Annotated in this window: 13 protein-coding genes and 2 tRNA genes; 3 read left to right on the top strand and 12 right to left on the bottom strand. The window is 72.2% G+C overall.

Features of this window, described 5'->3' with window-relative positions; translation table 11 throughout:
- Window positions 1–75: 75 nt before the first annotated feature.
- Window positions 76–1,722: an ABC transporter substrate-binding protein gene (locus J2S55_RS12830; protein WP_306860124.1), complete on the bottom strand. Its 1,647-nt coding sequence runs from the start codon at window positions 1,720–1,722 to the stop codon at window positions 76–78.
- Between the two features lie 128 nt (window positions 1,723–1,850).
- Here J2S55_RS12830 and J2S55_RS12835 point away from each other — a divergent pair, with 128 nt between their 5' ends.
- Window positions 1,851–2,087 (top strand): glutaredoxin domain-containing protein, encoded by a 237-nt coding sequence (locus J2S55_RS12835; RefSeq protein ID WP_306860125.1) that lies wholly within the window; start codon window positions 1,851–1,853, stop codon window positions 2,085–2,087.
- Window positions 2,088–2,224: 137 nt separating this feature from the next.
- On the opposite strand, the gene J2S55_RS12840 is transcribed toward J2S55_RS12835, so the two are convergent.
- Both J2S55_RS12840 and J2S55_RS12845 read right to left on the bottom strand, forming a co-directional pair.
- A complete protein-coding gene (locus J2S55_RS12840; RefSeq protein WP_306860126.1) occupies window positions 2,225–3,595 on the bottom strand; it encodes an MFS transporter in 1,371 nt (456 codons plus the stop codon).
- A gap of 38 nt (window positions 3,596–3,633) precedes the next feature.
- Window positions 3,634–4,143, bottom strand: coding sequence for a cupin domain-containing protein (locus tag J2S55_RS12845; protein ID WP_306860128.1), 510 nt, complete (start codon window positions 4,141–4,143; stop codon window positions 3,634–3,636).
- Between the two features lie 107 nt (window positions 4,144–4,250).
- Between J2S55_RS12845 and J2S55_RS12850 the strand changes: the two genes are divergently transcribed.
- Complete coding sequence (locus tag J2S55_RS12850) at window positions 4,251–5,147, top strand: LysR family transcriptional regulator (protein WP_306860131.1); 897 nt, start codon at window positions 4,251–4,253, stop codon at window positions 5,145–5,147.
- Between the two features lie 390 nt (window positions 5,148–5,537).
- Here the strand turns inward: J2S55_RS12850 and J2S55_RS12855 are convergent, their stop codons facing one another.
- From J2S55_RS12855 to J2S55_RS12895, 9 genes are all read right to left on the bottom strand, one after another.
- Window positions 5,538–6,107 carry a TMEM165/GDT1 family protein gene (locus J2S55_RS12855; protein ID WP_306860133.1) on the bottom strand — a complete coding sequence of 190 codons (570 nt, stop codon included), beginning with the start codon at window positions 6,105–6,107 and terminating at the stop codon, window positions 5,538–5,540.
- A gap of 276 nt (window positions 6,108–6,383) precedes the next feature.
- Entirely contained in the window at window positions 6,384–7,421 is a 1,038-nt protein-coding gene (locus tag J2S55_RS12860; protein WP_306860135.1) for a UDP-N-acetylmuramate dehydrogenase, read from the bottom strand.
- Between the two features lie 54 nt (window positions 7,422–7,475).
- Window positions 7,476–8,726 (bottom strand): glycosyltransferase family 2 protein, encoded by a 1,251-nt coding sequence (locus tag J2S55_RS12865; protein ID WP_306860137.1) that lies wholly within the window; start codon window positions 8,724–8,726, stop codon window positions 7,476–7,478.
- A 238-nt stretch (window positions 8,727–8,964) separates the two neighbouring features.
- Window positions 8,965–9,393 (bottom strand): MaoC family dehydratase, encoded by a 429-nt coding sequence (locus J2S55_RS12870; protein WP_306860139.1) that lies wholly within the window; start codon window positions 9,391–9,393, stop codon window positions 8,965–8,967.
- A 1-nt stretch (window position 9,394) separates the two neighbouring features.
- On the bottom strand, window positions 9,395–9,841 hold the full coding sequence (locus J2S55_RS12875) for a MaoC family dehydratase N-terminal domain-containing protein (RefSeq protein ID WP_306860142.1): 447 nt from the start codon (window positions 9,839–9,841) through the stop codon (window positions 9,395–9,397).
- 262 nt (window positions 9,842–10,103) lie between these two features.
- Window positions 10,104–10,268, bottom strand: coding sequence for a 50S ribosomal protein L33 (rpmG, locus tag J2S55_RS12880; protein ID WP_036325591.1), 165 nt, complete (start codon window positions 10,266–10,268; stop codon window positions 10,104–10,106).
- Between the two features lie 75 nt (window positions 10,269–10,343).
- Window positions 10,344–10,417, bottom strand: a tRNA-Met gene (locus tag J2S55_RS12885).
- Between the two features lie 202 nt (window positions 10,418–10,619).
- A tRNA-Thr gene (locus tag J2S55_RS12890) sits at window positions 10,620–10,692 on the bottom strand.
- 101 nt (window positions 10,693–10,793) lie between these two features.
- Window positions 10,794–11,423, bottom strand: a complete 630-nt coding sequence (locus tag J2S55_RS12895; protein WP_306860151.1) for a hypothetical protein — start codon at window positions 11,421–11,423, stop codon at window positions 10,794–10,796.
- 327 nt (window positions 11,424–11,750) lie between these two features.
- Between J2S55_RS12895 and J2S55_RS12900 the strand changes: the two genes are divergently transcribed.
- A complete protein-coding gene (locus J2S55_RS12900) occupies window positions 11,751–12,401 on the top strand; it encodes a hemerythrin domain-containing protein (protein ID WP_306860152.1) in 651 nt (216 codons plus the stop codon).
- Window positions 12,402–12,607 lie beyond the last annotated feature (206 nt).

Here is a 12,607-nt window from a genome sequence, read left to right on the forward strand (position 1 = left end):
CCTGCGCTCGCGAGGGCGCCTGCGCACCCGGCGGCGCCTGGTACGCCTCCGGCGCCGCCGGTGTCTCCGGCCCGGTCATGAGCGGGCGGAGAGCTTGGCGGCCCAGGGGCCGACGAAGAAGTAGGGCCCGAACTCTCCGGTGCCGACGCCCGGACCGAACGCGGTCGCCGCCTCCCCCCACCACAGCGGCTGGTAGGGGACGTCGGCGGCGGCCTTGACCAGCGCCTCGCCGAGGAGCTTGCCCCGGGCCGCCTCCTCGACGGCCTCCTTGGCCCGGTCGAGCAGGCCGGTCACCTCGGGGTTGTCGTATTCGGCGATGTTGGAGCCGTTCTCGCCGGCGTAGGCGCTGTTGAGGAGCTGCTGGACGTATTCCGACGGGTCGCCCGTCGTCGCGAAGTACCATCCCAGGTAGATGCCGGAGGCGTGCTTGCCGAGCTCGGCGATCCACTGCTCCAGCGGGACCTCCTTGACCTCCAGGGTGATCCCGATGGTCTTGAGGTTCTGCGCGAGGGTGAGCGCGGCCCTGCCGAGCTGCGGCCCGCTGCCGGGATAGGTCAGCACGTCGCTGAAGCCGCCCGGGACCGACGACCGGGCCAGCTCGGCACGTGCCTGGGCGAGGTCGAAGCCGTACTGCGGGATGCTCTCGTACAGGCTCTTGACCTCGGCCTCGCCGAGCACGCCACCCCACTGGGCGGGGTCGGGGACGGTGGCGGCGACCTGGCCGTGGCCGCGCAGGACGCTGCGCACGATGCCCTCCCGGTCGACCGCGTGGGCGACCGCCCGGCGGACGTGGACGTCGTTCCACGGCTTCTTGGCGGTGTTGAAGGCGAGCGTGACCAGGGAGCGGTCGCTGGCCGTCTTCAGCTCGACGCCGGGCACCGCCTTCCACTGGTCGATCTGCTCGGCGGGCACGTTCAGCGCGACGTCGACCGAGCCGCCCCGCATGGCGAGCAGCCGGGTGGACTCCTCGGGGATGAAGTCCAGCCTGATCTGGCGGTACGGCGCCTTGCCGCCCCACCAGGCGTCGTTGCGCTCCAGCGTCACGTGCGAGTCGGGCGCGAACTCGGTCACCTTGTACGGCCCGGTCCCGAGGATCTTCCCGGTGGGGGTGCCGATGTCCTGGCCGGTGGCCTCGATGAACTTCCGGCCCGTCACGAGCAGGGTGCCCGGCGACGGGGTCCAGGCGAAGGACGCGTCGGGCTGCTTCAGCGTGATCGTGACCTCGGCCGGCCCACTGGCCTCGATCTTGTCCACGTTGGCGTAGGCGTAGGCGAAGGCCGAGGTGGAGCCCTTCTTGGCATGGAGGTCGAGGCTGGCCACGACGTCGTCGGCGGCCAGCGGCGTCCCGTCCGCGAAGGTCACGCCACCGCGGATCGTGTAGACGTAGGTCTTCGGGTCCTTACGGCTCCACGACTCGGCGAGGGCCGGCTGGAGGCTGCCGTCCTGACCGACCCCGACGAGCGCCTCCTGACAGAGGAGGGCGACGACGTAGTTCATGATGCCCGCCTCCTTGCTCGCGTCCAGCGAGCTGATGGAGGAGGGCAGCGCGACCCTCAGGACGTCGCGGGGGCCCGCCGCCCCTCCGGACGGGCTCCCCTGACCCGCCGGGCCGGTCGAGCCGCAGGCCGTCACGAGGCCCGGGACCGCCGCCAGGCCCCCGACGATGGCGATGGACCTCAGGAGGGAGCGCCGGGTGAGGGCGACGTCGGGGAGATCGGCCACGGGGGACCCACTTTCATGCGGCCAGCCAGGTCACCTAGCTGCTGCGTCTACCATTACTATCCACTTGGCACAGGAGAGTATTCGCTAGGTAGCATTCCGGTCAAACCCACCTGTTGAATGGGGAATTCATGGCCTCCGTCACCGTCTACAGCGCCCCCTGGTGCGGTCACTGCCACCGGCTGAAGGAGGGGCTCACCCGGGCGGACATCCCCTTCACCGAGGTGGACGTCGACCGGACGCCGGGGGCGATCGAGCTCATCACCGAACTAGGCGGCGGCTCCTGGCTGATCCCGACCGTGGTGCTGCCCGACGGCTCGGCCCTGGTCAACCCCAGCGTACGGGAGATCCAGGGCCGCCTGTCCTGACCGGCCGGCGGGAGTACGGCCGGCCGTATCCCGCGCCTGCGTCCCCCGGCGCCGACCGGCAAGGGTACGGCCGCTGCCGGGAGCGGCTGGCGCGGGATACGGCCGGCGAAGGTCCGTCCGGCGCGGGGAGCGGCCGGTCAGCGCTCCGGCTCGCCCTTCGGGGCGCGCACCGGCGTCAGCGCGAGCACGGCGGCGGCCAGCGGGAAGCACGCGACCACGACGAGCACGCGGGACAGGCCCATCGACGGAGCCAGCGCGCCGGCCACGGCGGAGCCGACACCGCCCCCGACGAAGAAGGCGAGGTTGAGCAGCCCCATGCCCGCGCCGCGCAGCGGCAGCGGCAGCCTGGCCGACATCTCCCCAGTGAGCACCACCTGGGTGAGGGCGAAGGAGGCCAGGGCGAGCGAGGCGCCGGCGACCAGGGGCCACGCCCCGCCGTCCGCGACCCCGGCCACGGCCACGATGGCGCCCGTCACGGCGGCGGCGCCGGCCAGCAGCCGCCGACCGGCGCGGGCGCCGAGACCGCCCGCCACGCGGGACAGCACGGCGCCCACCACCGCGCCGGGCAGCAGCGCGGCGCCGACCGCGAGCACGCTCCAGCCGTGGGACCTGGCCAGGATCTGGGGCACCGCGTACATCATGGCGAACAGGCCGCCGTAGACGCCGACGCCGACGGCCGCCGCGGTCCAGAACCCGGAGTCGCCGGCCACCGGGCGCGGCACGAAACCGTCCGGCCTGCGCCGGACCCGCCATGCGAGGCCCGCCGAGGACAGCACCAGCACGGCCGTGAGCGCCGCCGCGACCGCGCCCGGCAGGCTCAGCGTCCGCGCCTGGATCAGCAGCAGCAGTGAGCTGACCGCGGTGGTGAGCAGGGCCGCGCCGGCCACGTCCACCTGCCTGCGCGATCCCGGCCTGGTGGCCAGGGCCAGGCAGAACGGCACGGCCAGGAGCGACAGCGCGGGCAGCACCAGGGTGATCCGCCAGGACAGCCAGGCCGTCACCACCCCGCCGACCAGCGTGGCGCCGGCCGCGAACAGCGCCATGACGCCCCCGTAGTTGGCCAGCACCCTGGCCCGGACGGCCGGATCGGTGGCGGCGAGCAGGGCCAAGGTGCCGGAGGTCATCGCCCCCGACCCGGCGGCGAGCACCAGTCGCCCGGCGATCAGCACGCCCAGGTCCGGGGCGACCAGACAGCAGACGGCGCCGGCCGCCAGGAGCAGCGAGCCCGCGGTGAGCGCGGCCCGCACCCCCCAGGAGTCGGCCAGCCGCCCGAAGACCGCGGTGCCGACGCCGAGCGCGAGGGCGTGCGCGGTGAGGACCCAGACCACCGCGGCGGGTCCGGCGCGCAGCGCGGTCGCGACACTGGGCAGCGCGACACCCGCCGCGGTGACGCCGAACACCGCGGGGCCGAACAGGGCGCCGAGCCGTACCGCGGTCGAGAACGGCCCGATCGCGGCCGGACCGGCGGCCACGGCGGGCGGCCGCCCGACGGCGGAGGTGGAAGACATCGACGGCGTCTCTTTCATCGAGTGACGGGGGTCCGTTCTCATCGGGTGACGGGGGTCCGTGCGGCCTGCCAGGCCGCGCTGCTCACGGGGTGGACGTCGTGGCGCGCCTGCACTGCCGGCAGGCCGTCACGGGGCTCCTGCCCACGGGCGACGAGCCCCAGATGCCGGAAGTAGCCGAACCGCTCGACACCGGGTGTCATGACCACCAGCACGTCGGCGGTCGAATCGGGGGCGGCGCCGAACGCGTGCGGCATCCCCGGCGGCACCACCACGAGGTCGCCCCCGGCCACCGTGACCAGCCGGTCGCCGAGGAGGAACTCCATGACCCCGTCGAGCACGTAGAACGCCTCCGAGGACAGCGCGTGGTGGTGCGGGGCGGCTCCGTCGGCGCCGACGCCCAACGTGAGCCGGTTGACGCCGAGCGCGCCCCCGGTGTCACTGGCGTCGACCAGCAGCCGGAACGCGCTGCCCGCCGCCAGCTCCACCACCTCGGCGCTCTCCGCGCGGACGATCACGGCACGGCCCGTGTCCGCGTCGTTCGATGACATGCCCACTCCTTCCAGATGCGTGCCTCCCATTCGAGCGTGGGAACACCTCACGGACCAGAAGCAGTTGTCACCTGCAGAAATCACCGATCGTGATGAATGGAGGAGCCGTGGAGCTCCGGCAGCTGGAGTACTTCCTCGCCGTCGCGGAGGAGGGAGGATTCAGCCGGGCCGCCGAGCGCCTGAACATCGTGCAGTCCGCGGTGAGCCAGCAGATCCGCAGGCTGGAGCGCGAGCTCGGGCTGCCGCTCTTCGACCGCTCCACCCGGCACGTCCAGCTCTCCTCCGCCGGGGAGCGCCTGCTGCCCGAGGCCAGGGCCGTGCTCGCCGCGGCGGACCGCACCCGGCAGGTCGCGGCCGAGATCGTGGCGGGCGCCGACGGCATCCTGCGGCTGGGCGCGGTGCACGGCCCGGGGGACCGGCTCTACCGCACCCTGGCCGAGCTGGCCGCCATCGCCCCCGGCCTGCAGGTCCGGCTCAGGAACGCCCCGCTGGCCGACCGGCTGGCCGCCGTGCGCTCCGGCGGGCTGGACGCCGCGCTCGTGCGCGCCCTGACCTCGGCCCCCGGCCTGCGGCTGATCCGCGTCTGGAGCGACCCGCTGTACGTCGCCCTCCCCGCCGCCCATCCGCTGGCGGACGAGCCCCTGCTCCGCCTGGAGCAGCTCGCGCACCTGCCGCTGCGGCTGGCCCCCCGGGAGCGGAACCCGCCCTTCCACGATCTGATCACCGGTGCCTGCCGCGCGGCCGGGATCGACCCGCCCCCGGGGCCGCCGTTCACCAGCCTGCAGGAGACTCTGGCCGAGATCGGGACGGGGCCGCCCTCCTGGACGGTCTTCTACGAGGTCTCGGGGCTGCCGCTCGCGCACCACGTGACCTTCCGGCCGCTGGCCGGACCGGCCGTCGTCACCTCGCTCGCCATCCGCGACAGGCCGCTCACCGCCGCCCTGCGGCACCTGCTCACCTCGTTCGGAGCCGGCGCGCCGGCCGACGGTGGACACGCGGGGTGAGCGGCCCGGCCGGCTGTCGGGAACCACGCCGGATCCGGCGCTCCGCCCGTCGCCGACGCGGCTGAGCTGGACCTGAAATCCTCGCGGCACCCGTGGACATGTAGGAAACGATCCAGGGAGCACTGATGAGGATGACGCGTGGATGAAGAGTTCAGGGTCCGCTTCGAGGACGTATGCCGAGATACCTACGACCAGATTCTCGGCTACGCCATGAGGCGATGCGCCTCTCCGGAGGACGCGGCTGACATCGTCGCCGAAACCTACATGATCGCCTGGCGGCGGATGGCCGAGCTCCCGCGCGCAGGACCTTCTCCTGCTCGCGGGGCGTCCACACGGTGCGGCCGGGCAGGGCCGATCGGGCCCCGGCGCGGGGAGGCCGGGGGATCCTCGTCAGGCCAGCAGCGGCTCAACCAGCAGGACGACTCCGAAGATCGCGAAGGCGGCGGCGGCGCCGTACCGGATGATCTTCTCGGGCAGGTGCTTGCCGAGCATCCGGCCGACCGCGATGGCCAGCGCGTCGGCGGCGACCATGCCGACCGTCGAGCCGAGCCAGGTGCCGAACCAGCCGTGCTGGGTGGCCAGCGTGATGGTGGCGAGCATGGTCTTGTCGCCGAGCTCGGCGAGGAAGAAGGCGACGGTCACGGCGATGATCGCCGACCGGGTGGTGCGCTGCGCCTTCTGCGACTCCTCGTCGGTCAGCTCGTCCCCGCGCAGGGTCCACACGGCGAAGCCGAGGAACGCGATGCCCGCGATGATCGTGATGGCCGTGGTGGGGATCAGGTCACCAGCCAGCCGGCCCAGGCCGACGCTGACCAGGTGGACGACCGCGGTGGCCAGGGTGATGCCGGCCAGGACCGGCCACGGCTTGAACCGGGTCGCGAACGTCATCGCCATGAGCTGACTCTTGTCGCCGAGCTCGGCGACGAAGATCACCGCGAGACTGATCCAGAACGCTTCCAACGGGATTGCCCTTCCGCGCGCGCGGCCGGGCCGGAAGGGGGCACCCGGGAGACGGGCACGCTTCGGCCCGGCAGCATCGGTGTATGCCTGCCAGGCCGAAGGTCTCGTCCGCCTGGATCAGCTTGGATGCCAGGCCCGCGCGACCGGGCGCCCGGGGCGCCAGTATGTCGATCACGCGATTGGGACTACTCCCCTTCGGGTGTTTCCATCTGACCCTAACAGGCGCGGCCGCCCGCGCATTCCCCGGAACGGCCCCTTCCCGCTCCCCGGCCCGGGTCAGAGGTGGGTGCCGACCATCACGGGCTCGTTGACGAGGGTGACGCCGAACTTCTCCCGCACCCCGTCCCGGACCTCGCGGGCCAGGTCGAGGAGGTCGGCGGTCGTCGCCGACATCTCTGGATTCGTCATGGCGAGGGTGTGCTTGGTGGAGATGCGCGCCGGGCCGCGGCGGTAGCCCTTGGGGAACCCGGCGTTCTCGATCAGCCAGGCCGCCGGGACCTTGACCGCGCCGTCCGGCATGTCCCACCGGGGGTGTCCGGGGGCGCGCAGCTCCAGCTCGGCCGCCTCCGCGGCGGTGAGGACGGGGTTGGTGAAGAAGGAGCCCGCGCTCCGGCTGTCGGGGTCGTCGGCGTCGAGCACCATCCCCTTGCCCCGGCGCAGCTCCAGCACCGCCGCGCGGGCCTCCGCCGGCGGCACCCGCTCACCGAGGGCGACGCCCAGCCTGCCGGCCAGTTCCTTGTAGGCGACCGGGCCGGACAGCTCTCCCCCGGCCAGCTCGTAGGTGACCGCCAGGACGACGTGCCGCCCGGGCTCCTCCTTGAACACGCTGTGCCGGTAGGCGAACCCGCACTCACCGGCGGTCAGGTCGCGCACCTCGCCGTCCTTGCGGTCGTAAACCCGCACCCCGGTGATCGTCTGCGAGACGTCCTGCCCGTAGGCCCCGACATTCTGGATCGGCGTGGAGCCGACCAGCCCCGGGATGCCGGACAGGCACTCGATCCCCGACCGCCCCTCCGCCACCGCGCGGGCGACCAGCCCGTCCCAGTCTTCTCCCGCCTGCACGGTGAAGCGGTCCCCGTCGACCTCGATCCCCCGCGACCCGACACGCACGACCAGCCCGTCGAACCCCTCGTCCGACACGACCAGGTTGCTGCCGCCGCCGAGCACGAGCACCGGCTCACCCGCCTGGTCCGCCCCGGCCACCAGCTCGACGATCTCCTCCGCCGACCCCGCCGCCACGAACGCCCTGGCCGGTCCGCCCAGCCCCAACGTCGTGTACGGCGCCAGCCGTACCCCTGCAACCCGCTCAGTCATGCGCTTCCCCACCACCCGGCCGAAATCCGCGACCAGCCTACGGGCACGGAGCGGCTAGGTGTCGCGGAGCAGCCTCAGCACGCGGTCGTAGGTCCGGCGGGACTCCCTGTCGCGGTAGTCGGGGTCGACGTCGTGGTAGCCGCGGTGCCGTTCCTGGTGGACCGGCAGGTCCTTGTCGAGGGCGACGAGGGTGCCGGGAAGCGTGAGGGAGAACTCCAGGTCGGCGTTGCGGTAGTAGCGGGCCCCCGCGGGGAAGCCGCCGGCCGCGAGCGCGGCGTCGCGCCTGACCGCGAACAGGTGGCCGAGCAGCCCGCGGACCTCGCCGGGCTCCGCGTCATGCCAGTGGTGACCGTCGGCCCCGGGGTTCACACCCTTCCAGCCCGCCGCGGCCACGTCGTCGGTCAGCGTCCGGACCAGCGGAGTGATCGCGTCGCCGTCCAGGATCGTGGAGGTCTCCATCACGACGTGCACGTCGGAGGTGTCGAGCTTGAGCAGCTTGGTACGGCTCTCGCCCCACCCGGCCGTGCCTCCCCTCCAGTGCGGGGCCTCGGCCACGTGCCACGCCTCGACCCGGCGGGGGAACTCCTGGACCAGCTCGTGCAGGACGGCGCCGGCGCCGTCGACGTCGCCCAGGTCGAGACCGATGATCCTGGCCTCGGTGCGGGCCACCAGGGCACGGACGCACTCGCGCAGGTCATCGGGCCAGCCGTCGACCAGGAGGCCGACGGTCACGGTGGGCGGCGCGGCGGGCTCCGCGTGCTCGGCGGGAGTGATCGACTCGTCGAGGCGCGACACCGACAGGCTCCCGTCCCACAGCAGTTGGGAGGAGACCATCCGCTCGGGGTGGCCCTCATGGTCGTCCCACTCGGGGTGACCCCGGTGCTCGTCGGCGCGGCCGACGAGCTCGGAACCCTCGGGCTTCTGCTCCGGAGCCGCCTCCGCCGCGGCGACCCGCTCGGCGTTCAGGTCGTCGAGCCGCTCGGGCCTGGCCTCCGGGGCCGCGGCCTCGGCGACCCGGCCGGCGTCCATGGAGGCGCTGTCCCGGCCGGCGGGCTCGGAGCCGACGGGACCGGCCCGTCCGGACCGCCGGCCGCCCGCCCCCGTCTCGGGGACGGAGCTCACCGTCGGCCACACCTCGAAGGGGGGTCGGGGGACCAGTTCGAAACCGTCCGCGGTGTCACGGACGAGCCAGCCCTCGGCTTCGATCTTGTCGCGGAGCGCGTCGGCCCCGGCGTGGTCGCCGCCGGCCCGCGCCCTGGCCCGCTGCTCGGCGAGCCCCGTCACGTGAGGTGGTACTTCGCTCATCTCCGGACGCTACCCACGGACCGGGGGAAGAATCAGCCCCCCCGGCCCGGGAGCCGGACCAGCCGTACTCGACCTCCGCGATCAGGACGGCCGGCTGTAGATGACCTCCGTGGTCACGACGGCTACTCGACCTCCGCGATCAGGACGGCCGACTGTACTCCACCCCTGCGGCCAGGACGGCCGGCTGTAGATGACCTCCGTGGTCACGACGGCTACTCGACCTCCGTGGCCAGGACGGTCAGCCGAGCTGGACCACCGCGCGGGCCTTGGAGAGCACCCGGGAGTCGCCGGACCTGGCGGTCAGCGCGACCACCACGCGCTTGTCCTCCAGCTTCTCCTCGATGACGCCGCTCACCGTGATCACCGCGCCCTGCTCGTCGTCCGGGACGACCACCATGGAGGAGAAGCGCACGCCGTAGTCGACGACCGCGCCCGGGTCACCGGCCCAGTCGGTGACGAACCTTCCGCCCTGGGCCATGGTGAACATGCCGTGCGCGATGACGTCGGGCAGGCCGACGGTCTTGGCGAAGCGCTCGTTCCAGTGGATGGGGTTGAAGTCGCCGGAGGCGCCGGCGTACATCACCAGGTTGGCGCGGCGGACCGGGTAGTCGACGGGCGGGATCTGCTGGCCCGTCTCGACCTCGTCGTATTTGACAGTCGCTGCCATCTCAGGCCGCCCCTCCACGCTCGACGATGGTGTTGTAGGCCGTGCACACGGGCTCGCCGTCGACGGTGGTGACATCGCTCCTGACGGTGACGAGCTCGTTGCGGCCGACGCTGCGGATGTCGGTCACCGTGGAGACGGTGACGAGCTCGTCACCGGCGTGGATCGGCCGCTGGTATTCGAAGCGCTGCTCGCCGTGGACGACCATGGCGAAGTTCAGGCCGAGCTCGGGGTCCGCCAGGACCGACCCGCCGCTCAGGCTGAACACGATGGGGAAGGTGGGCGGCGCGATCACGTCCGGGTGTCCGGCGGCCTGGGCGGCCTCCCTGTCCCGGTAGACCGGGTTGTTGTCGCCGATCGCCGTCGCGAACTCTTTGATCTTCACGCGGCTGACCTCGTAGGGCGCGGAAGGCGCGGACGCCCGCCCGACGAAATCACGGTTCAGAGCCATCGTGCTCCTTTGCGGATACCGAGCTGGTGAGGCCGACATTAACAGAACAAGATTCCGGAGCATATTCCCCGGGTCGGCCATCAGGAAACCCTAGCCCGGCTCCGCCCGGCACCGGCTGTCGAGCGTGGTCAACACCCATGCGGAAAAGCTGTGCAGATACGACAGACCGGCGCCCTCCAGGAGGAGGACGCCGGTCTGCGTTGAGTATGAGTGCTACTGAAGTAGCCATCTCCCGTCGAGGACCGGGAGGCTTCGCAGAGACTTAGCGGGTCTCGCGGTGCGCCCTGTGCGTCTTGCAGTTGGGGCAGTACTTCTTCAGCTCAAGCCGATCCGGGTCGTTGCGCCGGTTCTTCCGCGTGATGTAGTTGCGGTGCTTGCACTCCTGGCAGGCCAGCGTGATCTTCGGCCTAACGTCGGTGGCAGCCACTTGGGAGTGCCTTTCTACGTTCGGGACTAGGACAACCCAGCCCAGCTCCCCTTGTGAGGGGACCCGGGAGGGTAGTAGCGGAGGCCGGACTTGAACCGGCGACACAACGATTATGAGCCGTTTGCTCTGCCTGGCTGAGCTACTCCGCCTTGGGCCGGCGAAATCGACCGACCCCCGCAAGGATACCCGACGCGCAGAGTGCCTGCGTACTTGTGCAGGTCAGGGCCATCGCTCCTGAGTTTCCCCAGTATGCCCGTCTGCTCGCCGGGAGCCTTGAGTGTTGTCCGGGTGGCCCTCAGGTCCACCCAAGCCGAAAGCCCTAACCGGATGGTTAGGGCTTTTAGGCTGTTGAGCCCCTTTACGGAATCGAACCGTAGACCTTCTCCTTACCATGGAGACGCTCTGCCGACTGAGCTAAAGGGGCCTGTCTGCTTCGCTCTCGCGCTGCGGACAGGTGTAACCATACACGCCCCGGGAGCGCGATGCGAAATCAATCGCGGCCCCCGGATCGCCACCGCTCACTCGTCAGCGCCACCGGGGACCGCGCTCGGCCCTACCGGCCTGCTCGGCGCGGCCGGAGTGCTCCGCCCGACGGGATTGCTCCGTCCGGCCGCCCTGCTCCGCCCGGCCCGAGTGCTCCGCCCGACCGGTCTGCTCGGCCCGGTCGGCCCGGTCGGCCCGGTCGGTCCGCTCGGTCCGGTCGGCCTGCTTGGTCCGGCCCGCCTGCTCAGGCGTGGGCAGTTCCCCGATCAGCGCGCCGATGTGGTCCTCGGGCTCGGGGAAGTCGCCGGAGACGCCGAAGTGGGCGAAGTATCTCTTCCCCTTCATCCGCTGCACGCTGCCCAGCAGGACCGTCGCGGTGTACGGCTCGGTCTCGCAGTCCGGCAGGCACCAGGTCCCGGTCAGCTTGCCGGTGCCGAGCGCCGCCTGCGGCCCCCACTTGCTCCAGGTGACCTCGCTGATGGAGCTGTTCTCGGAGAGGACCAGGTCCGTCGGCCGCTGGTCGGCCCGCCCCTCCTCGGCCCCGTGGAGGTTGAACACGTAGACCGGCTCAGGGCCCCTGGGCCCGGTCCCGGCGACGGCCGCCCCGGATCCCGCGGTCGCGACGACCGTCCCGAGCACGGCGACCACTGTGGCGATGGCGCTGCTGCGCATGCCTTCCCCCCGTATCTGCGCTGTGTCTGCGCTTCCTGTGCACTTGTCCCTGCGCGTCGGCAGGGCGGGGGGAGGACCTTCCGGCCGGCGGGGTGACGATCATCCGCCGGGCCGCCTTCCGAATCGTACGGCGGAGGCCGCCGAACCGGCGGGCAGGCGGCTCCGAATACTTTCCGTGGCGCGCTTGGGACATGCGGTGAGAGCGGGCGGCGCGGGACCGCTGTCCGGCAGACCCGGTCATCCGATAAGAAATCACCAAGTAAGTCATAAGCGGGCCGTCACACCATGGCCGGGTAGCAAGCCGTACCGACCGAGGAGACACCCGCGATGGCCCCCAAGACCCCCGAACTGCTGGGCTTCCAGATCACCCATCGAGCCATGCGCGGCGACGTCCGCCGGCTGGCCCGGCTGGCCACGGATCTGGCCGATGGCCGGCAGTCCGCCACCCGGGCCCGCGCCGCCGCCATCGCCGGATTCGTCACGGCCCTGTGCCATGGCATCCACCATCACCACACGATGGAGGACCAGGTGCTCTGGCCCGTCATCGAGCGGGCCGCCGGCGCCGAGGTGGACCTGCGCGACCTTAGCGACGACCACTCCGAGCTGGACCCCCTGCTGGCCGAGATCAACAGCCAGGTGACCGCGTTCGCCTCCGGCGGGGACGCCCGCGCGCTCGCCGTCTCGCTCACCCGACTCGCCGACATGCTCGACGAGCACATCGAGGAGGAGGAGCGGCTGCTCTTCCCGATCATCACGAAGTACGTGTCCGTGGCCGACTGGAAGCGGGTCGAGGACGCCGTCCGCAAGGGCGGGAACATCAGGGTCGACCTGCCGAGGATCGAGCAGTACGCCAGGCCGGCGGAGCTCGCCAGGCTCCGCAGGCTGGCCGGGCCCGTGCTGACGGTGCTGCTCTCCCTGCTGCGCGGCGGCCACCGGCGCCGCCAACTGCTCGTCTTCGGCCCTCTCGCCGAGGTCTGAGCCGCGCCCCGGCCCGCTCCAGGGCACCGTACGGCGGGCGCGCACCGGGCACCGGGCAGCAGGCAGCAGGCAGCAGGCAGCAGGCAACAGGCAGCAGGCGTGGGACGCCGGAGACTAGCCACCGGGCACCGGGCACCGGGCGTGGGACACCGGAGACTGAGCCCCGGGCTCCGGACATCGGGCGTGGGACGTCGGCTGGTCACGGC

Source organism: Streptosporangium brasiliense (genome assembly GCF_030811595.1).
GTDB classification, from domain to species: domain Bacteria; phylum Actinomycetota; class Actinomycetes; order Streptosporangiales; family Streptosporangiaceae; genus Streptosporangium; species Streptosporangium brasiliense.